Source organism: Microbacterium sp. zg.B48 (assembly GCF_024623505.1).
GTDB lineage: Bacteria > Actinomycetota > Actinomycetes > Actinomycetales > Microbacteriaceae > Microbacterium.
In genome coordinates this window covers 157,928-178,571 of record NZ_JANJFE010000006.1, presented here as the reverse complement: position 1 = coordinate 178,571, position 20,644 = coordinate 157,928, and the positions used below count along the sequence as shown (strand labels likewise).

Here is a 20,644-nt window from a genome sequence, read left to right as displayed (position 1 = left end):
TTGGGGTGTGTCCCCCTTTGTCTGGGGGGGCCCGCCCCCCCCCCGGGGCCCCGGGGGGGCCCCGGCGCCGGCGGGAGTGCTCGGTCAGTCGGTGGGCAGGTAGTCGTCGGTGATCCACTCCAGCGGGTCCTTGCCGCCTTCGAGGAGACCGGACTTCGCGTACGTCTCGTACGCTGCAACCCATCCGTCGAAGTCGTTCTCCAGCAGCGCGCGGTCGCCCTCGGCATCGATCCACGTCTGGCTGGTGTACACCTCGAGCGCCTGGCGTGCCACATCGTCGTCATCCAGCGCGGCGAAGGCGAAGTCGCCGCTGTCGCGGAGAATCTGAAGGACGTTCTCGAAGTCGTTCTCGGCGTCGTCGATGACGAACTGGGTCGCCTCGCGGATCGCGGAGAGGAACGCCTGAATGTCCTTGACCTTGTCCGGGTCCTCCAGGTTCGCCGGGGTCGTGATCCAGGTCTGCAGGTCGGGCGCGTCGCCCAGATCGGCGGAGCTGATGACCGCGTCGGGGTTCTGCTCCGCGAGGGCGATGGAGGTGTCCAGGCTCACGATGTAGCCGGCCAGCTGCTTCTGCTTGACCAGCTCGAAGGTCGCTCCGGTCACCGGGACCGCCTGACGCGTCACCGAGTCGCGGGGGACATCGGCGTCGTCGAGGGCGAGGTTCAGCATCTTCTCGCTCGTTCCACCGATCGAGCCCATGCCCATGACCTGGCCCTCCATGTCGGCGGCCGACTCGATCGCGTTCTCCTTCGCGGATGCGACCCGCAGGTTCGACTTGTATGCCATCGTGCCGATGGCGACGATGGGCTGGCCCTTCTCCATGGCGGGGAAGACGTCGACGGTGCTGGCGCGCGTGATCGGAGTCGCGCCGCCCAGCAGAGTCTGGATCGCCGCGGCGGTGCCCTGCACGGGCTGCAGCTGGACATCCAGTCCGTGCTTCTCGAAGTAGCCGCCGGCGTAGGCGAACATCTCCGGTGTGAAGGTGAAGGACTCCAGGGGAAGGAAGGTGACGACCACCATCTTGGTGAGCTTGGCCTCGGGAGCCGCTTCGGTGCCACCGGGCTCAGGGGCGGAACTCGCACATCCGGAGAGCGCGAGCGCTCCGGCGGCAAGGGTGGCCGCGACGATCTTCGCGATCCGCCGCTTCGGGGATCGTGTGGTGCGGTGTGTCACTGCTGTGATCATGCCTGACTCCTGTGTCGGGTTCCGCCTGCCCGCGGCATCGCGGGGGGCGGGTTGAGTCTGCCTAGTTGTGTGCGCGGGCTCCAGCACTCCTTTCACTCAGTGAAACCCGCCTGCTGCCTGCCTCGGTCGAGGATCGTGATGAGCCCGGTGTCGCCGTCCACGCGCACGCGATCGCCGGTTCGAATGGTCTCGAGGGGGTCCGGCATCGCCTCCACGACGGTCGGCACCCGCGTGACGATAGCACCGAGCACCGCCTTCGTCGTGATCACGCGGAACACCATCGCCGCAGGTGCCGTGCCCATCAGTCGCGTGCTCTGGAAAAACCCCGACCAGCCGGATGAACCCTTCGCGCCGGGGAAGACCAGCACCTTACCGGTGAAGCAGACCCCGAACAGCTCGTGACGTGGCTCGATCACCGTGCCGGTGGCGACATCGATGCCGCCGAAGCCCGAGATCGCGTCGCGGGTGACCAGGGCTTCGGCCTCGACGACGCCCGGGACGATACCGCGTCCACGTAGTTCGATCACGGGCGCAGCCCCCCGCGCCAGCGGCCGGTGACGGCCGCGTCGATGCATTCGTCGAGCGTTCCGAACCAGGCTTCGATACCGAGGATCGCGGGCAGGTAGTGCGCCTGCTTGGCGGAATCGGTGGCGAACACGCGGGTTCCCGGAGGGGCCGCCTTGGACATCGCGGGGCACGAGTCGGTGAGGACGTGCCCACCTGCCTGGGTGATGATCCGGGTGTAGCCGTTTCGGTCCGCCATCGTCCGCAGCGCGCGCGGGGTCATCACCCACAGCTCGGTGTCCGCGTGCAGGCGTCGACCCTCCAGCAGGTGGGCGATTCGGGCGACCTGGTCCAGCGACGCGTGCGGGCAGCCGAGGAGGACGAAATCGACGTCGGTGCTCGTGCCCTGCGCGTTGAGGGTGTCGTACACCCACTGCCGCTCGCGCGGTCCGTACGCGACCGGCTCCGGGATGTGCAGGCCACCGAACGCCGCCTCGAGCGTCGGGGCCTCAGGGGTGACGCCGGGCATGTGGAAGAGCTCGACACCGCCGGACGTGGCCGTCGCAGCACCGAAGTGCTTCAGGTCGGCGAGGTCCGGCTGCGCCAGCGATCCGATCACCGCGGGCCGCGCTTCTTCGACGGTCTCGCCGACGAAGTACCCGAACATCCCCCACTCCTGGAAGTTGTCGATGCCGACGTCGGCCCGCACGACATGCGTGGCGAGGCGGTTCTCGGGAACGTGGTTGCCCCAGTACGGGATCTTGCCGGTCAGCCCGGCGGCGCCGGTCGAGGCCGAGCCTTCGCAGTTCGTGCGGGCGCCGAGCACCGAGTTGGCGTAGACGACCGCGGAGGACTCCATCCACGCCACGTGCTCGCCGCGGACCGGCAGGTTTCCGACCTGGTAGGGAGTGCACGTCGCGAGGATGTTGACGCCTCGCTCGCTGAAGTAGTTCTCCGCGCTGCCCTGCAGCTCGATCGAGGTCGTCGGATACGCGGTGAGACCCGCGGCGTCCTCGGCGAAGCCGTGCTGCAGCTGACACGTCGGCACCTTCATGCGCGGGATCTCGATGTCCCGATCGCAGTCCAGATTGATGACGGCGTAGGCGCGCGCCCAGCCGCCCTCCCGCTCCAGCTTCGCCTTGGCCGGCGAAGGCTGGGTCATCGTGCCCGCGACGTTGCGCGTGTCCACGAGCCGCTCCGCCCCGAGGGCCTCGCCGTAGCGGATGAGCAGATCCATCGCCGCGGCGACCGCTTCGCCCTCGGCGCCGTCGCGCATCACGCGTTCCTCGTCAGTGAGTCTCACTTGTTCCTCCCGCGGGCGGCGTGTACCGCCGCCCGCCCCGATGCCGCTGGCGGCTTATGCGCCGATCTTGCTGTACGAGAAGGGGTTCTCCCGCGGCGGGTTCAACGTGAAGATCTCCACGACCGCCGAGACGCCCGCGTTGTTGGCGCCGGCGACCATGATCTGGATCGAGCTGGGGTGGCTCAGCGCGCGAACGACGTCCGGCTCGTCGGTCGTGCTCGCCGTGTCGGGCATCGAGTCGGGGTGCTCCGACGAGAGGCGCCAGCGGGTCTTGTGCGAGAGCGCGTCCTTGCCCACGGCGACCAGCTCGGAACGGCGGCGCACGGAGTGCTCGAACACGAAGTTGCGCAGATCGTCCTTGCTCCATCCCGCCGACGCGAAGACCTCGGCGTGCTCCGGCACGATGACCAGGAGTGCGCTGGTGTACTCGTGGATCAATGCGCCGGTACGGCAGATGCTGTCCACGAAATCCAGCGCGAGCTGCTCGGGCTCCATGGTGTGCCGCGCTTCGATGTGCATCACCGAGCGGATCACATAGGCGGTGACCACGCTGTCGGACGCATCGAAGCCGTACTCCGTGTGCAGCGCGGGCCAGGGGCTCTCCTCCTCGTTCTCGGCGATGCAGGCCGAGTACTTCGCCGGAGTGCCCTGGGTGGCCTGATCGAGCTTGTGCGGGTGCAGGCCGAAGACGTTGATGCATCCCAGGCGGATCGCACGACCGATGGTGGCATTGGCGCGAAAGCCGGAGCCGAAGATGTTGCCCTGGCTGTTCAGACCGATTTCCGCGCGGATCGGTCCGTTGACCACGAGGAACGGGGCGGTGCCGGTCGTGCTCTGCCAGATGCCGCGCGCGGGGTGCGGCTCTTTGGCGATGGCCTCCCATGCCGCCAGTACGACGGGGAAGTATTCGGGCAGGCACCCGGCCAGCGCGGCGTTGATCGCCGCGAGCCGGACCGTGAGGTGGCGGTTCAGGTGGGTGATCGTGAACAGGACCTCTTCCGGATCGCGGTCCACCACCGCGAGGAACTGGTTCAGGTACGACTCGGTGACCGGGACGACCGGAAGCCCGTCGGTCCACTCCTTGGTCCAGTAGTACTCCATGGCCTCGCGGATACGGTCGGCGTCGACCTCCGGTGCGGCTGCCTGGTCCAGTGCTGTCGTGCTCATCATCAACCCTCAACTCCAAGAATGCGCAGCACGTCCGGCAGCGCGGTCAGCGCGCGTTCGCGCACTTCGTCGGCGTTCAAGCTGGCCATCGGGTGCTTGACCGCATAGAAATCGAATCCGGGGAACCCCTGCACGGACGCCATGGCCGCACCGGACATCAGGAAGGAGTCGGACGTGATGCTCACGGTGGGCACGCCGGCGCGCTCGAGCAGGATGCCGTCAGCGACCGTCGCCGCGCTGCATGACCCGCAGTCGCCCACGGCCGTGATCACGACATCGCACTCGCCGGCGATCTCCTCGAGCAGCTCCTGGCTGAGCGGGGTGCCGAAGTAGTCCTTGGTGTAGAGCCGGGACTCCCCGGCGCCGTGGTGGTCCTGCAGCTCGCGCGCTATCTCGTTCAACAGCATCGTCGAGTTGGGCTTGGTGTTGTCGAGGAGACCGATCGTCAGTCCTCGCAGGCTCACCGGGCGCGGAGACAGCGTGCTGTTCTGCGCGCCGTCCTCCATCCCGGTCGGGTCCAGCAGCAGCTCCTGGGTTGCCATCGCGACACTCCTCTTTCATCTGTTCAGCGTCGGATCAATATGCCACCGGGGCACGCGGCATCCCCACCCTCGCTTTCACTGAACGAAAAGACTCGTGCCGGAACGGCCGCAGACCCGACAGGATTCCACTGTCACCCCCAAGAGATTCGAGGATCCCGCCGTGCCCAGAGCTCTTCCCGCGACGATGCGGGCCGCGATCCTCGTCGGGGACCAGCCGCATCTGGAGATCGCCGAGATCGCCACGCCGACTCCGCGCGCCGGCGAGGCGCTGCTCGAGGTGATCGCATGCGGGGTGTGCCACACGGATCTGCACGTGCTCAAGGGGGAGGTCGCCTTCCCCCGCCCCGCAGTGCTCGGCCACGAGGTCAGCGGACGGATCGTGGCGCTGGGCGCCGGGACGACGGACGCCCGTGGCCTGGCCGTCGGCGATCTGGTCGCTGCCGGCTTCATCATGCCGTGCGAGGACTGCGACCAGTGCCGTCGCGGGCGTGACGACCTGTGCCTGAACTTCTTCGCCCAGAACCGGTTGCGGGGCACGCTCTACGACGGCGAGAGCCGGCTGGCCATGCCGGACGGCTCGTTCCTGGCGATGTACTCGATGGGCGGCCTGGCCGAGTACGCGGTGGTTCCGCTGTCCGCACTGACGGCGATCCCCGACGGCCTGGACCCCGAGTCGGCGTGCATCCTGGGGTGCTCCGGACTGACCTCGTACGGCGCGGTGTTCCGGGCGGGCGAGGTGGCGCCGGGCGACTCGGTCGCGATCGTGGGCGTGGGCGGCATCGGATCGAGCCTCATCCCGATGGCACTGAGTGCGGGCGCCACCACCATCGTCGCGATCGATGTCGCCGACGCCAAGCTCGACCGTGCCCGCGAGCTGGGTGCGACGCACGTGGTCAACGCCGCAGAAGTGGACCCCGTGGCCGCGGTGCGCGAGTTGGTGGGCGGGGTGCGGGTGGCCTTCGAGGCGCTCGGTCATCCCGCGACGTTCCGTCAGGCGGTGGGGATGCTGGACGACGGCGGCCGCATGGTCGCCATCGGCATCGGCGCGGGAGCGGCGGCGGCCGAGGTGGAGATCACGCCGCTGGTGCGGCGCGGCTATCACATCGTCGGGTCGTTCGGCGGCCGCACCCGCACCGACTTGCCCGAAGTCGCGGCTCTGGCCGCGTCCGGGCGGTTCGATGTCGGGTCGCTGGTGACGCGGCGCTACGACCTGGCCGAGGCCGACGCCGCCTATCAGGCGCTCTCCCGGGGAGAGATCACCGGCCGGGCGATCATCACCATGGGCGGCGCGAGCTGAAGGCCGTCCAGCCCCCTCGGACACGCAAAACGTCACAGGTAAACTGACATTCAATTTTCCACACCATCCAGAAGCAGCATCAAAGGAGTCGACATGACGGAATCACCCCACGTGTTCGTGACGATCGACGAGGTCGGCGACATCGCCGGCGCGACGTTCGGTCCCTCGACGTGGCGGGAGATCCCGCAGGAGGACATCGACATCTACGCGCAGCTGTCGGGCGACGACAACCCGATCCACGTCGACGCGGAGGCCGCCGCCAAGTCGCCCTTCGGCGGGCGCATCGCGCACGGCATGCTCACCCTCAGCATGGTGGTCCCCCACCTGCGCGAGATCTACCGCGTCAGCGGCACCTCCACGGGCATCGTCTACGGATTCGACAAGATCCGGTTCCCGAGCCCCGTGCCCTCGGGCTCCCCCATCCGGGTGCGCGGCGAGGTCGCGGACGTGACCGAGATCAGCGGAGGCTGGCAGGTGAAACTCGCCCTGACATTCGAGGTCGAGGGATCGGCCAAGCCCGCCGTCTACGCGGAGCTCATCCTGAGGCACTACCGGTGAGCGCCATCAGGCTCGACGGTCGATCGGCCATCGTCACGGGCGCAGGGCGCAGCCTCGGCCGCGCCTACGCCATCGCTCTCGCGGATGCCGGCGCCGCAGTCGTGGTGAACGACGTGGACGCCGCCAGCGCCGCCGAGACGGTCGGCGAGATCACCGCCCGCGGTGGCCGTGCGGTCGCCTCGATCGGGGCAGTCGGCCCGGCCGAGACGGCCGAGCAGCTCGTCGCGGATGCCGTGCAGCAGTTCGGTCGCGTGGATGTCCTCGTCGCCAACGCTGGTGTGCTCCGCGACCGGGTGCTCTGGAAGATGTCCGACGACGATTTCGACGCCGTCGTCTCCAGCCACCTCCGCGGCACCTTCACCTGCGGCCGGGCAGTGGCCACGCGGCTGCGGGAGCAGGGCGAGGGCGGGCGGCTGATCCTGGTCGGATCGCCGGCCGGGCAGTTCGGCAGCTTCGGCCAGACCAACTACTCCGCCGTGAAGGCGGGCATCGTGGCGATGGCGCGCACCTGGTCGCTCGAACTGGCCCGTGCCGGAATCACCGCCAACGCGGTGATCCCCACGGCCCTCTCCCCGATGACCGCGACCATCCCGGCCTACACGGAGCTGTACCAGCGGTACCTGGCCGGCGAGCCGATCCCGCACGCGTTCCGCCACGACAACGCCCTGGGCACCCCCGAGGACGTCGCCCCTCTCATCGTCTGGCTGGCCTCCGCCGCGTCCGGCGATGTCACCGGGCAGGCCATCGGCATCGGCGGTGACAAGCTCACCCTGTATTCGCACCCCGTGGAACAGGACGCCGAGTATTCCGACGGCGGGTGGAGCGCCGAGACGATCGACTCCGCATGGCATTCCCGGTTCGCCGGCCAGGCACCCCGTTCAGGACCCCCCGTTCGCGATGGAGGCGAGAAGTGACCGCACCGCACTACAGCGATCTCTGGCAGGGGATCGCCCACGCCGACCCGGATCGCATCGCCATCATCACGCGTGACGACCGGGTGACGTGGGGCCGCCTCGCCGCCGAGGCGGGCGCGCTGGCGCGCCACCTGAGCGAACGCGGGCTCTCGGTCGGCGATGCCGCCGGGATGCTCCTGTACAACCGTCCGGAATACCTCAGCTTCACCTGGGCGTGCCTCGCGATCGGCGTCGCTCCGGTCGCGATCAACTACCGCTATCGCGCCGGCGAGGTGCGGGACCTGATCCTGGACTCCGATCTGCGCGTGCTGCTGGTCCCGGCCTCGCTGGCGGAGCTGGCCCGCGAGGCGGTGGCCGGGATGGAACCGGCGGTGGAGCTCATCGTCGTGGACGACAGCGCTGCGCACGGCGGTGACGCGATCGACGGGGCGACCCGCTACGAAGTCGTCGTCGCGGCCGGCGGCGTCCTTCCTCCGCAGGCGCCGCGCGGCGCCGAGCTGCGGCTGTACACCGGTGGCACCACGGGCATGCCGAAAGCGGTGGTGTGGGATCTGGACACGCTTCTGGTGGCACGCCAGCAGTCGACGTGGGGCCTGATCGGCGTCACGCCGCCCACGGACCTGGACGGAGCGATCCGGATCGCCGTGGACCCGGCGACACCGCGTATCGTCACCCTCCCGCTCACTCCGCTTCTGCACGGCACGGCGCAGTCCACCACCATGGGCACGTTGGCGCTGGGCGGTACCGTGGTGCTGCACGCCGCACCTCGGATGGACATCGAAGAGGCGCTGCGTCTGACCATCTACTACGACGTGACGCGGCTCATCGTCGCCGGCGACGCGCTGGCGCTCCCGTTCGTCGAGGCGGCGGAACGGCTCGAGGTGGCCCTGTCCGGCGTGAACTCCATCGTCAGCTCGGGCATGCGCTTCAGCGACGACGTCAAACGGCGCCTGCACGCGCTCGGCGACATCGCGATCGTCGACATGCTCGCCTCGAGCGAAGGCGGTCCGTACGCGTTCGGAATCACCCACAGCGCCCAGGACCTGCCCGCCAAGCTGATGATCACCCCCGGCACGGTGCTGCTGGATGAGGACCTGAACGAGATCCAGGCGGATGCCGGTGCGCTGGGCATCCTCGCCTTCCGCGGCATCCTGCCCAAGGGCTATTACCGCGACCCGGAGAAGACCGAGAAGACCTTCCCCACGATCCGCGGGAACCGCTACGTCATGCCGGGTGACTGGGCACGCGCGCGCGGAGACGGGTCCGTCGACCTGCTCGGCCGACTCGCCGCCGTCGTGAACACCGGCGGCGAGAAGGTGTTCCCGGCCGAGGTCGAGGACGTGCTGCTGGAGCACGAGGGCGTCGATGACGTCATCGTGTTCGGGATGCCCGATCGCCGGTTCGGCGAAGTCGTCAGCGCCATGGTCGCCCCGATGCCCGGTTCCCGCATCGACGTTCCCGAACTGCTGGCGTTCCTGGATCAGCGACTGGCCGGCTACAAGAAGCCGCGCCACGTCTTCGTCCGCGACTCACTGGAGCGCTCCTCCACCGGCAAGGTGGAACTGGCGCGCGTCAAAGCGGACGCCGCGCGCGAGCTGGCGAGGCTGGCCGAGACCGCGGACGTGGCGAAGTGACCGCGGCTGCGCCGACCGACCTGTTCGGCTACCACGAGCTGCTGACCGATCTCGAGCTGGCCAAGCTGCAGTCACTGCGGGATCTGCTTCAGGAGCACGCCCGGCCGCACCTGTCCGATTGGTGGGAGCGGGCGGAGTCGCCCGTGCATCTGCGGGCGCTGCTGGCCGAACTGCACCTGGAGGACGACCCCGGTCTGCTCGACCAGGACGGCCGGCTGAGCCCCTTCTACGTCGGCTTCCGGCATTTCGAGCTGGCCCGCTTCGACATGTCGATCGGCACCCTCTACGGCGGCCAGGTCAGCATGTTCCGCACCGTCGTGCGCGAGGGCGGATCACCCGAGCAGGTCGCACGCCTGGATCCCCTCATCCCGTCGTTCGCAGTGACCGGCTGCTTCGCGCTGACCGAGCCGCTGCACGGGTCGGATGTGGCCGGAGGCATGGAGACCACCGCGACTCGCGAGGGCGACACCTGGCGGATCAGCGGCAGGAAGCGCTGGATCGGCAACGCGGCGCAGTCGGACATCATCGTCGTCGTGGCGCGGGATGCCGCCGATGGCCGCACCAAGGCGTTCCTGGTCCCCCGCGACTCTCCCGGGCTGAGCCTTGCGGACATCACCGGCAAGATCAGCCTGCGCATGGTCCGCAACGCGGACATCCTCCTGGAAGACGTGCGCGTGGACGAATCGCAGCGGCTGCAGCGGATCGACTCGTTCCGCGATCTGTCCGCCATCCTCGCCAAGCTGCGCTACGCGGTCGGCTGGAACGCCGCGGGTCTCCAGGCCGGCGCCTACGAGGCCGCACTCGCGTACGCGCTGCGCCGCGAGCAGTTCGGGCGTCCGATCGCCGGCTTCCAGCTGATCCAGGAGAAGCTGACCCGGATGCTGGGCAACGCCACCGCCACGCTCGCGATGACGGTGCGCTTGACCGAGCTGCATCGGCGGGGGGCCATGGCCGATGAGCACGCCGCTCTCACCAAGACATGGGCTGCCGACCGCGCGCGAGAGACGGTCGCCCTGGCCCGGGAGATCTGCGGCGCGGAGGGCATCCGCGTCGAGAACGACGTGGCACGCTTCTTCGCCGACGCCGAAGCCCTGTACACGTTCGAGGGCACGCACGAGGTCAACTCGCTCATCGTCGGCAAGGCCATCACAGGGCTGAGCGCCTTCACGCGCTGACGCTCAGCCCTGTGCCGCGGCGGTCAGTCGTGACGGATGCCGCCGCGGATGTTGCGACCCTCGAGAAGGTCGACATAGCCCTGCTCGACGTCGTCGAGGGAGTAGAAGCCCGAGATGAGCTCGTCCAGCTTGAGCTGGCCGGCCTGATACATGGCGTACTGGCGCGGGATGTCCGCCCTCGGGTTGCTGGAGCCGTAGATGGCCCCCTGGATGCGCTTCTGGTAGCGGGTGATATCCAGCACCGGCACGGGGATGCTGGTCTCCGAGGCCGGAGCGATCCCGGTCACGACGACCGTTCCGGCCTTGCGGATCGCGTAGAACGCGTCCGCGACGTCCTGGCCGGACACGACGCCCACAGTGACGATCGCGCGGTCGGCGCCCTGCCCGTTGGTGATGCTCTTGACGAACTCGGTCGCCTCAGCGATGGTGGCGAACGCGTGCGTCGCGCCCACTTCGAGCGCCTTCTGCCGCTTGAACTCGACCGGGTCGACGGCGATGATCGCGGTGGCTCCGGCGTGCTTCGCGCCCTGGACCGCGTTGATTCCGACACCGCCGACACCCATGATGATGATCGCGTCGCCGGGGCGCGTCTCTGCGGAGTAGACCGCCGATCCCCAGCCCGTGCCGACGCCGCAGCCCAGAAGCCAGAGCTTCTCCAGCGGCGCGTCGGCGGGCAGCTTCACCGCGGAGTTGACATCCACGACGGTGTGGCCGGCGAACGTGCCGAGTCCGCACATCTGGCTGACCGGTGTGCCGTCCGGCAGCGACACGCGGTAGCTGTCGATGTCGGTGAAGCGGCTGCCGCGCATCAGGAACGCGCCGAGATCGCAGAGGTTGGTCATGCCCTCGTTGCACCAGCGGCATTTGCCGCAGCTGGCGATGAACGAGAACACCACCTTGTCGCCCACTTCCCAGCCGGGTGTGTTCGGACCGACCTCCTGGACGATGCCGGTCCCCTCGTGCCCGCCCACCATCGGCAGCGTGCCGGCGGTGCTGTCACCGGTGACCAGGTGATAGTCGGAGTGGCAGAGGCCGCTGACGACCATCTTGACCAGGATCTCTCCCTGGCGCGGATCATCGAGCTCGACATCGACCACCTCGAACGGGCCGGGCTGCTCGCGGATGATCGCGGCTCGAGTCTTGGTAGGCATGGTCTCTCCTTCGAAACGGCGTGCCGGCCACAGCGCTCTGGCGAGCAGAACGACCGGCGGTGCGCGGGTAAGCCTATGTATGCCGTCGCCGGAAAGGCAAGGCATTTGTACCGCATAGCGTACGCCGGTACGCATTGTGGCGTGAATTGCTGGACAACGGTCGGTCCATATGTCACGATCCAAGTGAAACTGGCAACGGAGGCAGTCATGGCAAAATTCACCCGACCCCTGCTCGGCGCAATCGGACTGATCGCGGCGGTCGCATTGACCGCGTGCAGTTCGGCAGCGCCGGCACCCACCGAGACGGCGGCCGCCGACGCGCCCGTCGAGATCCAGCCGCTCGTCGCCGGCGTCATCCCGGTCACCGACATCGGCCCGGTCTACATGGCCCAGCAGAACGGCGTCTTCGAGGAGAACGGCTTCGACCTGACTCTTCAGTCGGCCGGCTCGTCGAGCGAGATCATCCAGGCCATGCAGTCCGGTCAGGTCCAGATCGGATACGGCGGCACCACCGGTGTCTTCCAAGCAGTCGAGAACGGCATCGACCTGGTCGTCATCGCCGCGGCCAGTGCCACCCCCGATGACCCGGAGAACGGCATCAACGACCTCCTGGTGGTCGCCGACAGCCCGCTGAAGTCGGCCAAGGACCTCGAGGGCAAGAAGGTCGCCGTCAACGCCCCCGGCGGTTACACGCAGCTCCTCGCCGACATCGCGATCAAGGCCGACGGCGGCGACCCGACCAAGGTCGAGTACGTGCAGATGGGCGTTCCGGACCAGCCGGCGGCCCTCGAGAGCGGCGCCATCGACTCCTTCGTCGCCGGCGAGCCGTTCGGCACGCTGGGCCGGGAGGACAAGGGCTTCAAGACCCTCGCGAACCCGTTCGTGGAGCTCTCGGACCACGCCGTCGTCGCGGGCGTCTGGTACGCGATCCGCTCGGAGGTCGAGAAGAACCCCGAGTACTACGCCAAGGTCGCCGAGACGATCGACGCAGCCAACACGTACGCACTGGAGAACGACGAGGAGCTCCGCGAGAGCATCGCAACCTTCACGAAGATCGATCCGGCACTGGCTGCGCGGATCCGCCTCGGGTCCTACGGCAAGCTGCCCCTGACCGTGGAGAACCTGCAGCCGATCGCGGACTGGTCGCTCGAACTCGGGTACATCAAGAAGCCGGTCGACTTCGACAACCTCATCTGGGAGCCGTGACCGCGGTACAGGAGCGCCCCCGCTTGACGTTCAGCCGGACCCGCTGGTCGACCCCGGTTCTCGGCGCTGCGGGCGTGCTCGCCTTCATCGCCATCTGGGAGGTCGCGTCCCGCCTGAGCATCGTCAATCCCGACTACCTCCCACCGTTCTCGCAGGTCTTCGCCGAGGTCTTCCAGGTCGTCGGCGGAGAGCAGCTGCGGGGCGAGTTCTGGGAAGCGCTGGGGATGACGATGTTCGGGTGGGCGGTGGGGCTCGCGCTCTCCCTCGTCCTGGGTGTGGTGCTGGGCGTGATCCTCGGCTCCAACCGCTGGATTCGCGAGTACACCCACTCGACCATCGAGTTCCTGCGCCCGATCCCCTCGGTGGGGCTCATCCCGATCGCGATCGTCATCTTCGGGGTGCGTCCGTCGGCGACGATCTTCGTCGTCGTCTGGGCGTGCTTCTGGGTGATCCTGATCCATGTGATCGCCGGTGTCACCGACGTGGATCCCGTGGCCGAGGCGACTGCGCGCAGCTACGGCCTCGGGCCTCTCGATCGCGCGCGCTACGTCGTGTGGCCCACGGTGCTGCCGTACCTGATGACGGGTGTGCGCCTGTCCGGCACCATCGCACTGGTGGTCGCGATCACGATCGAGATCGTCGTCGGTGCGCCCGGCATCGGCCAGATGATCGCCACCTACCAGTCCGCCGGCAACGTCACCGTCGTGTACGCGCTCGCGCTGCTGGCCGGCGTGCTCGGCCTCGTGATCAATCTGCTGCTGCGGACCCTCGAGAACGCGGTGCTCGCATGGCACCCGTCGATGCGTTCCGAGGTGGTGGCATGAGGACGCTGAAGGCCGTCTCGGCCGCCCTCGCCCTGCCGATCGCCATCGTGCTGGTGTGGTGGCTGGCCACGCTGAACGAGACCAACCCGTTCGTACCCAAGCCCGGACAGCTGGTCAGCGATCTGTTCACCGTGTGGGCGGGACCCCTGCTGGTCGAAGAAGTGCTGCCCTCGATCTACCGCCTCGCCGTGGGTCTCTGCGGTGCCATCGTGGTCGGCATCCTGCTGGGACTGCTGATCGGGTCCAACCGGTTCGCGCGCAAGCTCACCGGCCCGATCTTCGAGTTCATCCGCGCCGTGCCGCCCCCGGTCCTGCTGCCGGTGCTGCTGCTCATCCTCGGCATCGACGACCGTTCGAAGATCTTCCTGATCTTCCTGGGATGCCTCTGGCCGATCCTGCTGAACACGATCGACGGCGTCCGGTCCGTGGATGCGGTCCTGGCGGACACGACGCGCACGTACGGGATGCACGGCTGGTCGCGGCTGCGCTATTTCGTGCTGCCTGCGGCGACGCCGCGCATCATGACCGGCATCCGGCTGGCCCTGCCGATCGCGATCATCCTGATGGTCGTCTCGGAGATGTATGCCGCCCTGGATGGCCTGGGGTATCGCATCATGCTGTTCAAGCAGACCTTCCAGATGGGCCCCATGTGGGCGGGCATCGTGATCATCGGACTGATCGGCATCCTGATCGCCGTGCTGTTCCGCGTGATCGACCGCCGGGTGCTGGCCTGGTACTACGGACAACGAGAGGTGGAATCCCGTGAGTCGTGAATCACCGACGCCCGTGACGGGTGAGGCGCTGCTGTCCGTCCGCGGCCTGCAGAAGATCTATCCGACGCAGGGCGGCGCGGTCGAAGCCGTGCGCGACCTGACCTTCGATCTGCGCAAGGGGGAGTTCGTCTGCCTGGTGGGGCCCTCCGGGTCGGGCAAGACGACGCTGCTGAAGTGCATCTCGGGGCTCATGGCGCCGACGGCGGGAACCGTCACGCTGGACGGCAAGATCGTCGACGGCCCGCCGCGGAACATGGCACTCGTGTTCCAGGAGTACGGGCGGTCGCTGTACCCGTGGATGCGCGTGGCCGAGAACGTGGAGCTGCCGTTGAAGGCAGCCGGCGTGCCGAAGGCGGAGCGTCAGGAGCGCGTGCGCGAAGCCCTGGAGGCGGTCGGGCTCTCGCACGTGCCGAAGTCCTACCCGTGGCAGCTGTCCGGCGGGATGCAGCAGCGCGTCGCGATCGCGCGGGCCGTGGCATACCGGCCGGAGGTGCTCCTCATGGACGAGCCGTTCGCCGCGGTCGACGCGCAGACCCGCGCCGATCTGGAGGACCTGATCCGCTCGGTGTGGAAGAAGCTCGGCCTGACGGTGCTGTTCGTCACCCACGACATCGATGAGTCCGTCTATCTCGGCGAGCGCGTCATCATGCTCTCGTCCTCGCCGACGGTCATCCTGGAGGATCTCACCGTCGACCTGCCGCTGGAGCGCGACCAGCTGGAGACCCGCTCGGACCCCCGCTTCGTGGAATTGCGCCATCACGTCTACGAGCAGATCCAGCTCGCCAAGACCTACACCGGCGACACCGAGGGCATCCGCACGCTCAGGGCATCGCCCGGCGTCTGAAGCCGGCGCCGCGTCACCCGACCTGCCGACCCGAACCCTGAAGCCGAACGGAACTCCTCCTCGCCATGAAGTACACGACGCTCGGCGCGAGCGACCTGCCCATCTCCCGCGTCATCCTCGGCTGCATGAGCTACGGCGAACCGGGACAGGGAGCGCACGGCTGGTCACTGGGCCTGGAGGATTCCCGACCGTTCTTCCGCGACGCCGTCGAAGCCGGCATCACCGTCTTCGATACGGCGAACGTCTACTCGCTGGGATCGAGCGAGGAGATCACCGGGCAGCTGCTGCGGGAGTTCACCTCGCGCGATCGGGTGATCATCGCGACCAAGCTGGGGATGCCGATGGGCCCGGGGCCGGACGACGCGGGGCTTTCCCGCAGTGCGATCCGGACGCAGGTGGAGGCGTCGCTGCGGCGGCTGCGCACCGACTACATCGACCTGTACCAGATCCACCGTCTCGACCACCGCACTCCGATCGAGGAGACGATGGAGTCGCTGCACGAGCTCGTCGTCTCGGGCAAGGTCCGCGCCATCGGCGCGTCGTCGATGCACGCCTGGCAATTCGCGAAGATGCAGTACACCGCCGACGTGCACGGCTGGACCCGGTTCGTATCCATGCAGGACCAGTACAACCTGCTCATGCGCGAGGAGGAGCGGGAGATGCACCCGTTCTGCCTCGATCAGGGCGTGGGAGTGATCCCGTGGAGTCCGCTCGCGCGCGGCCGGCTCACGCGCGACTACGGCGCCCACAGCCCGCGCCTGGACCTGGATGCGACGGGCGCGCGACTGTACCTGCAGGACGAGGAGTCCGACCGTGCGATCGCGGAGGCGGTCGGCGAGATCGCGGTCGAGCGCGGCGCGTCCCGGGCGCAGATCGCCCTGGCGTGGCACTTCGCCGAGCCCGCGGTCTCGGCGCCCATCATCGGCGCCACGAAGCTCGGGCACCTGCACGATGCGATCGGCGCGCTGGAGATCGAGCTCACCGCCGACGAGGTGGCCCGGCTCGAGGCGCCCTATCGGTCTCGCCGGCCCGAAGGCTTCTGAGCAGCTCCGTCCGCGCTCGATCAGACCCCGGAGGCTGCACCGCCCACGGTTCGTCCGGTCAGCGCCAGATGGACTTGATCTCCTGGAAGTTGCCGACCGCCTCGGCGCCGAACTCGCGCCCGAGACCGGAGTCCTTGTAGCCGCCGTACGGCTGGTTCAGGTCGGGGCGGTAGCCGTTCAGTCCGATCGATCCGGTGCGCACGCGCCGCGCCACGTCCAGCACCGCATCGGGGTCGCCGTAGACCGCGCCGGCCAGTCCGTACCGCGAGTCGTTGGCGATTCGGACCGCGTCATCGACATCCTCGTAGGGCAGCAGGGTGATCACCGGTCCGAAGACCTCCTCCTGCGCGATCTGGCTGTCCGAGGCGGCGCCGGTGACGATCGTCGGCGCCACGTAGTAGCCCTGCTCGGGCAATGCGGTGTCGCCGGCCAGGATGGTGGCTCCCGCTGCCCGCGCAGCGTCCACCATGCCCGTGACGCGGTCGTAGATGCGGCGTGAGACCAGCGGCCCGAGCTCGGTGGACTCATCCAGCGGGTCGCCGACGCGGAGGTCGCGGGCCAGATCCACCAGTCGGTCCCGGACGGTGTCATAGAGGCTGCGCGGCGCGAGCACGCGCGCCATGAGGGCACACGTCTGCCCCGTGTTGTCGAACGCGGCGTTGCGCAGGCTCTGGAAGGTCGCATCGAGATCGGCCGATTCGAGCACGATGGCGGCGGATTTGCCGCCCAGCTCGAGCGTGACCGGCACGAGCCGGCGCCCCGCGACCGAGGCGATGTGACGGCCGGCCTCGGATGAACCGGTGAAGGCCACCTTGTCCACGCCGGGGTGCGCGACCAGCGCCTGGCCGGTCTCGCGGCCTCCGGGGACGATGTTGATCACGCCGGGCGGCATTCCGATGGCGAGGCTGGCATCGGCGAGGTTGAAGATGTCCAGCGGCGTCTCGGCGGCCGGCTTGATGACGACCGTGCACCCTGCGGCCAGCGCCGGTGCGAGCTTGAGCGTGGTGGAGGCCTGGGGGTGGTTCCAGGGGACGATGAGCGCGGCGACGCCGAGCGGCTCGCGGCGGACGATGGATGTGCCGGGCCGACTCACGTTCGCGCGGATCTCTTCGGCGTCCGCCTCGCGCGCGACCTTCGCGTAGTAGCGCAGGTGACTGACCGGACGGATGCCGCCCCACGGACGTGACAGCGCCACGGGCTGCCCGATCTCAGCGGTGATGAGCGCGGAGGTGTCCGCCCCGCGCCGCTCCAGCTCGTCGGCGAGGCGATCGATCCAGTCGGCGCGTTCCGCGGAGCTCAGGTGCGGCCAGGGCCCGTGGTCGAACGCCTCGCGGGCTGCGCGGACCGCGCGATCCACGTCCTCGGCCGACCCGTCCGGCGCACGGCCGACTTCGGTGTAGTCCACCGGACTTTCCACGACCACTTGTGCGCTCGTGGACGGGCTGATCCACTCGCCCCCGGCAAAGATTCGATCCCGCGACACCGCCATTGACGTCATGGGCGAGAGCCTAGCATTCATGGCTATACCCATAGGTATATTCCCGGATGCCGGAGCTCAGCCGCTCGACCCGTCGAAGCCGGCCGCCTCCAGTGCCCGCGAGATGGACGCGGCGGTGAGGCGCACGAGGTGGATCATGTTCTTGCCGTCGACATCCTTCTCGGTCAGGGCGAGCGAGACGGCCGCGATCACGGTTCCGTCCGCGCCGCGCACCGGAGCCGCCACACCGATGTGCACGTTGTCGATCTGCCGGTCGCTGACCGCATAGCCGGCCCGCGCGATGTCGGCGAGTGCCCGCTCGAGCGCGGCGCGATCCGTGTAGGTGCGCGACGTGTACGGCTCCAGCTCGCCGGAGAGCACCTGCTCGCGCACGTCCTCCGGAGCGTGTGCCAGCAGGACCTGGCCGATGGCCGTCGCGTGCATCGGATAGCGTCCCCCGACGAGCGGCCGTCGGGTGGGACGACGAGGGCTCTGGAAGCGTTCGATGGAGACCAGCTCGAGACCCTCCCGGATCGCGAGGTGCGATGCGTAGCCTGTGGTCTCGTAGAGGTCCTGGATGTACGGTCGCGCCAGCCGTTGCAGACCGACCGCGCGCGGAGCAAGTGAGGCCACCTCCCACAGGCGGAGGCCGACGCGGTACTTGCTCTCACCGTCCCGCTCCAGCGCGCCCCAGTCGGTGAGGCGCTGGACGATCCGGTAGCAGGTCGCGATGGGCAGACCGGTCCTCCGGCTGATGTCCGACAGGGACTGGCGGATGCGTCCGCCCTGGAACGTGCCCAGAATCGCGAACGCCCGATCGATCACCGAGCGCGGCGGGCCGCCCTCGTCCTGCTCCGCCTGCTGCTCCAACGCCACCGTCTCATTATCGACCGCCGCGCGCGCCGCCCGTGCCGCGGGGCGGCTCAACTGGCCAGGACCAGGCGCAGCTGCTCGACGGCCCAGTCCAGCTCGGTGGCTCGCACCACGAGCGGCGGTGCGATGCGGATGGTCTGACCGTGCGTGTCCTTGACCAGAACCCCTCGGCCGATCAGTCGCTCCGCGATCTCGCGGCCGGTGCCGCTTGCCGGATCGATGTCGATGCCGGCCCACAGCCCGACCACCCGCACCGCGGTGACCCCCGCGCCGATGAGCTCGGCGAGTTTGGCCTCGAGGTGCTCGCCGAGGGCGGCCGCCCGGCGCTGGAACTCGCCGGTGGTCAGCATCTCGACGACGCGGGTGCCGACCGCCGCGGCCAGCGGGTTGCCGCCGAACGTGGAGCCGTGCTCACCGGGGCGAATCACCCCGAGGACGTCGCCGTTCGCCACGACCGCCGACAGCGGCAGAATGCCACCGCCCAGCGCTTTGCCCAGCAGGTACATGTCCGGCACGACGCCTTCGCGGTCGCATGCGAACGTCTCGCCCACTCGGCCCAGTCCGGACTGGATCTCATCGGCGACGAACAGCACGTTGTGCCGCTCGGTGATCTCGCGCACGGCGCGCAGGTAGCCCTCCGGCGGGAGGATGACACCGGCCTCGCCCTGGATCGGCTCGAGCAGCACCGCCGCGGTGTTCTCGTCGATCGCCGCCTCCAGCGCCGCGGCATCCCCGAACGGCACGGTGCGGAACCCCGGCGCGTACGGGCCGAAGTCATCGCGCGCCTGTGGGTCGTCGCTGAAGCCGACGATGGTGGTGGTGCGGCCGTGGAAGTTCCCGCCTGCGACCACGACCGTCGCCCGGTCGCGGGCGATCCCCTTCACGCGGTAGCCCCAGGCTCGCGCGACCTTGATGCCGGTCTCCACGGCCTCCGCGCCGGTGTTCATCGGCAGGACGAGGTCCTTGCCACACAGCCCGGCCAGTGCCGCGCCGAAGACGCCGAGCTGGTCGTTGTGGTACGCGCGGCTGGTGAGCGTCAGGCGGGCCAGCTGCTCCTGGGCGGCGGCGAGGATCGCCGGATGCCGGTGCCCGAAGTTCAGCGCGGAGTAGGCCGACAGCAGGTCGAGGTAGCGCTTGCCCTCGACATCGGTCACCCACGCTCCCTCACCGCGCGCGATGACGACCGGCAGCGGGTGATAGTTGTGTGCCACGTGCGCGGCCTCGGCCGCGATGACGGCAGAGGTGGCGGCGTCCAGGACCATGGGGACGGTCATGACGCCGCTCCGCGAAGCTCCAGCGTGCAGCATTTGATGCCGCCGCCGCCGAGCAGGAGTTCGGACAGATCGATCAGCACCGGATGGTAGCCGCGCTCGCGCAGCTGTCGTTCGAAGCCCTTCGCGCGGGGCGAGATGAGGACGTTGCGCCCGTCGCTGGCGGAGTTGAGACCGAACACCGAGCCGTCCTCGTCCGAGACGTGGATGGCCTCCGGGTAGCGGTCGGCCAGGATCGCCTGGCTGCGCGCGTCGAACGCGGCCGGCAGGTAGGCGATGTTGGCCCGTTCCGGCCCGCCATTGTCCACGCCTTCTACGGGGTCGAGCACGGTGAGCGCTGTGTCCAGGTGGTAGAAGCGGGGATCGGTGAGGCTGAGCGAGACGACCTCGCGGCCGAACACCTCGCCGACCTCGCGGTGGCTGTCGCCGGTGGAGCGGAAGCCGGTGCCGGCGAGGATCGTGTCCCCGACCAGCAGGAAGTCCCCCTCGCCCTCGTTGACCTCCGTGGGCACGCGAGTGTCGAACCCGTGCGCGCGGAACCAGTCGATGAACGGCCCCGCCTCGCCGGCGCGCTCCCGGAAGCGGAACTTCGGCCCGTACGCCACACCGTCGATCACGAACCCGCCGTTGGCGGTGTAGACCATGTCGGGCAGCCCCTCGATCGGGTCGATGAGCTCGACCTCGTGTCCGAGCGCGAGGTAGGTGTCATACAGCGTCTGCCATTGGCGCACGGCGACGGCCGTGTCCGTGGGGTTCGCCGGCACCATCCAAGGGTTGATCGTGTAGCTGACCGTGAAGTGCTCCGGACGGCACATCAGGTAGCGGCGATGATGCTGCGTGCGGGCGGAGGCGCTCAGCGCTTCGGCTGCCGGCGCCGTGTTCTGCGTGGACATTCTGCTCCTC

At 68.9% G+C, this 20,644-nt stretch carries 20 protein-coding genes; 10 read left to right on the top strand and 10 right to left on the bottom strand.

The window, feature by feature from the left end; genetic code table 11:
* Window positions 1–84: 84 nt before the first annotated feature.
* From NQ152_RS06015 to NQ152_RS05995, 5 genes are all read right to left on the bottom strand, one after another.
* The gene (locus NQ152_RS06015) at window positions 85–1,185 is read right to left on the bottom strand and encodes an ABC transporter substrate-binding protein (RefSeq protein WP_257501283.1); all 1,101 of its coding nucleotides are present in this window, start codon (window positions 1,183–1,185) and stop codon (window positions 85–87) included.
* Window positions 1,186–1,277: 92 nt separating this feature from the next.
* Complete coding sequence (locus NQ152_RS06010) at window positions 1,278–1,712, bottom strand: aconitase X swivel domain-containing protein (RefSeq protein WP_257501284.1); 435 nt, start codon at window positions 1,710–1,712, stop codon at window positions 1,278–1,280.
* Window positions 1,709–2,992: an aconitase X catalytic domain-containing protein gene (locus NQ152_RS06005; protein ID WP_257501285.1), complete on the bottom strand. Its 1,284-nt coding sequence runs from the start codon at window positions 2,990–2,992 to the stop codon at window positions 1,709–1,711. The genes NQ152_RS06010 and NQ152_RS06005 overlap by 4 nt, the downstream gene beginning before the upstream one ends.
* Window positions 2,993–3,046: 54 nt before the next feature.
* Complete coding sequence (locus NQ152_RS06000; RefSeq protein ID WP_257523355.1) at window positions 3,047–4,159, bottom strand: hypothetical protein; 1,113 nt, start codon at window positions 4,157–4,159, stop codon at window positions 3,047–3,049.
* A gap of 2 nt (window positions 4,160–4,161) precedes the next feature.
* Window positions 4,162–4,701, bottom strand: a complete 540-nt coding sequence (locus tag NQ152_RS05995) for a UGSC family (seleno)protein (protein WP_257501287.1) — start codon at window positions 4,699–4,701, stop codon at window positions 4,162–4,164.
* 160 nt (window positions 4,702–4,861) lie between these two features.
* On the opposite strand from NQ152_RS05995, the gene NQ152_RS05990 reads away from it, so the two are divergent.
* From NQ152_RS05990 to NQ152_RS05970, 5 genes are all read left to right on the top strand, one after another.
* On the top strand, window positions 4,862–5,998 hold the full coding sequence (locus NQ152_RS05990) for a zinc-binding dehydrogenase (RefSeq protein ID WP_257523354.1): 1,137 nt from the start codon (window positions 4,862–4,864) through the stop codon (window positions 5,996–5,998).
* A 93-nt stretch (window positions 5,999–6,091) separates the two neighbouring features.
* A complete protein-coding gene (locus tag NQ152_RS05985) occupies window positions 6,092–6,556 on the top strand; it encodes a MaoC family dehydratase (protein ID WP_257523353.1) in 465 nt (154 codons plus the stop codon).
* Window positions 6,553–7,470 (top strand): SDR family NAD(P)-dependent oxidoreductase, encoded by a 918-nt coding sequence (locus tag NQ152_RS05980; RefSeq protein ID WP_257501290.1) that lies wholly within the window; start codon window positions 6,553–6,555, stop codon window positions 7,468–7,470. The genes NQ152_RS05985 and NQ152_RS05980 overlap by 4 nt, the downstream gene beginning before the upstream one ends.
* Window positions 7,467–9,104, top strand: a complete 1,638-nt coding sequence (locus tag NQ152_RS05975; protein ID WP_257523352.1) for an AMP-binding protein — start codon at window positions 7,467–7,469, stop codon at window positions 9,102–9,104. The genes NQ152_RS05980 and NQ152_RS05975 overlap by 4 nt, the downstream gene beginning before the upstream one ends.
* Window positions 9,101–10,279 (top strand): acyl-CoA dehydrogenase family protein, encoded by a 1,179-nt coding sequence (locus NQ152_RS05970; protein ID WP_257501292.1) that lies wholly within the window; start codon window positions 9,101–9,103, stop codon window positions 10,277–10,279. Before NQ152_RS05975 ends, NQ152_RS05970 begins: the two co-directional genes overlap by 4 nt.
* Window positions 10,280–10,302: 23 nt before the next feature.
* Here NQ152_RS05970 and NQ152_RS05965 read toward each other — a convergent pair whose 3' ends face one another.
* Entirely contained in the window at window positions 10,303–11,430 is a 1,128-nt protein-coding gene (locus NQ152_RS05965; protein ID WP_257501293.1) for an NDMA-dependent alcohol dehydrogenase, read from the bottom strand.
* A gap of 207 nt (window positions 11,431–11,637) precedes the next feature.
* Here NQ152_RS05965 and NQ152_RS05960 point away from each other — a divergent pair, with 207 nt between their 5' ends.
* The 5 genes from NQ152_RS05960 (at window position 11,638) to NQ152_RS05940 (ending at window position 16,120) form a co-directional block, all read left to right on the top strand.
* Window positions 11,638–12,636 carry an ABC transporter substrate-binding protein gene (locus NQ152_RS05960; protein ID WP_257523351.1) on the top strand — a complete coding sequence of 333 codons (999 nt, stop codon included), beginning with the start codon at window positions 11,638–11,640 and terminating at the stop codon, window positions 12,634–12,636.
* Entirely contained in the window at window positions 12,633–13,460 is an 828-nt protein-coding gene (locus NQ152_RS05955) for an ABC transporter permease (protein ID WP_257523350.1), read from the top strand. The genes NQ152_RS05960 and NQ152_RS05955 overlap by 4 nt, the downstream gene beginning before the upstream one ends.
* Window positions 13,457–14,233: an ABC transporter permease gene (locus NQ152_RS05950; protein ID WP_257523349.1), complete on the top strand. Its 777-nt coding sequence runs from the start codon at window positions 13,457–13,459 to the stop codon at window positions 14,231–14,233. Before NQ152_RS05955 ends, NQ152_RS05950 begins: the two co-directional genes overlap by 4 nt.
* On the top strand, window positions 14,223–15,077 hold the full coding sequence (locus NQ152_RS05945; RefSeq protein WP_257523348.1) for an ABC transporter ATP-binding protein: 855 nt from the start codon (window positions 14,223–14,225) through the stop codon (window positions 15,075–15,077). Before NQ152_RS05950 ends, NQ152_RS05945 begins: the two co-directional genes overlap by 11 nt.
* Before the next feature lie 65 nt (window positions 15,078–15,142).
* Window positions 15,143–16,120 (top strand): aldo/keto reductase, encoded by a 978-nt coding sequence (locus NQ152_RS05940; protein ID WP_257523347.1) that lies wholly within the window; start codon window positions 15,143–15,145, stop codon window positions 16,118–16,120.
* Window positions 16,121–16,178: 58 nt separating this feature from the next.
* On the opposite strand, the gene NQ152_RS05935 is transcribed toward NQ152_RS05940, so the two are convergent.
* The 4 genes from NQ152_RS05935 to ddaH all read right to left on the bottom strand — a co-directional run bounded on the left by NQ152_RS05935 (window position 16,179) and on the right by ddaH (window position 20,634).
* A complete protein-coding gene (locus tag NQ152_RS05935) occupies window positions 16,179–17,609 on the bottom strand; it encodes an aldehyde dehydrogenase (protein ID WP_257501469.1) in 1,431 nt (476 codons plus the stop codon).
* A 66-nt stretch (window positions 17,610–17,675) separates the two neighbouring features.
* Window positions 17,676–18,473 (bottom strand): IclR family transcriptional regulator, encoded by a 798-nt coding sequence (locus tag NQ152_RS05930; RefSeq protein WP_257501299.1) that lies wholly within the window; start codon window positions 18,471–18,473, stop codon window positions 17,676–17,678.
* 47 nt (window positions 18,474–18,520) lie between these two features.
* Complete coding sequence (gene rocD / locus NQ152_RS05925) at window positions 18,521–19,744, bottom strand: ornithine--oxo-acid transaminase (RefSeq protein WP_257523346.1); 1,224 nt, start codon at window positions 19,742–19,744, stop codon at window positions 18,521–18,523.
* Window positions 19,741–20,634: a dimethylargininase gene (gene ddaH, locus NQ152_RS05920; RefSeq protein ID WP_257523345.1), complete on the bottom strand. Its 894-nt coding sequence runs from the start codon at window positions 20,632–20,634 to the stop codon at window positions 19,741–19,743. Before ddaH ends, rocD begins: the two co-directional genes overlap by 4 nt.
* Window positions 20,635–20,644: the final 10 nt, after the last annotated feature.